The 844-nt window shown below is 68.1% G+C and carries 1 protein-coding gene; it reads right to left on the bottom strand.

Translation table 11 applies throughout. The features are described from left to right. On the bottom strand, window positions 1-254 hold a 254-nt coding region (locus tag K7862_RS37055), incomplete at its 3' end, for a MerR family transcriptional regulator (protein ID WP_222970202.1). Window positions 255-844 lie beyond the last annotated feature (590 nt).

The raw sequence follows: 844 nt of genomic DNA, 5'->3' as shown, positions 1-844 counted from the left end.
AGGATGATGATGCGGCAGGCGGCTTCGATCGGGGTGCCCTGGTCCACGAGTTCCCGGGCGCGGGCGGCGATGCGCAACTGGTAGCGGGAGTAGCGGCGGTGGCCGCCGGCCGAGCGCAGTGGTGTGATCAGGCGGGCTTCGCCGATGGCGCGCAGGAAGCCCTGGGTGGTGCCGAGTATCTCGGCGGCCCGGCCCATGCTGTAGGCGGGATAGTCCTCGTCGTCGAGCCGGTCGTTCGTGTCGCCTGCTGTCATAGCGCCTCTCTGCGGAACGTGTCGAGGGGCCCTGGCGCCATCCGGCACCAGGGCCCCGAAGGAATGTCACACCATCTACCGGCTGTACTGCGCCGGCCTACTGTGTCCGCACTGCCGCGGGGGGGTGACGGCGTGTGCGGGGATCGCGATTGCCTGACCGGAGACCACCTCACTATCGATGTCCTGCGGTACCCGGGCTGATGGTGCCGCCCGGGCGATCCCGATGGCGCTCAAATCCTCCGTTCTTTCCTCTGGTGTTTCGTTCTGCCGGTGATGCCAACCAATCGGTGACCTGCGGAAGCGCCACCTCCCGACAGCCGGTCTCCTCGCCCGTCCTGCACCAGCTCTGGCTCAGAACCCCTGCTGCCGAAGCTCCCGGTACGCGCGCCCGCAGCCGACGCCTTTACCGAGGTCCTGCTCACTGACTCGCTGCTGGGTACTGCGGACTTCACTACCTGATCACTGCCGACCGCATAGAACACCTGCGGTCCTGCACATGGCAGCCCCTGAACCGCGGGCCACCCGGCCCGGCGGCCAGTCCCGTCGCCATCAGGCAACCTCTCCGGCTTCGAGACTCCACCACCGCACCG

The sequence above is a fragment of the Actinacidiphila acidipaludis genome (assembly GCF_019890725.1).
In the GTDB taxonomy this organism is placed as follows: domain Bacteria; phylum Actinomycetota; class Actinomycetes; order Streptomycetales; family Streptomycetaceae; genus Actinacidiphila; species Actinacidiphila acidipaludis.
Note: the sequence above shows the minus strand (reverse complement) of the source record. Positions and strands in the feature narration are given on the sequence as shown.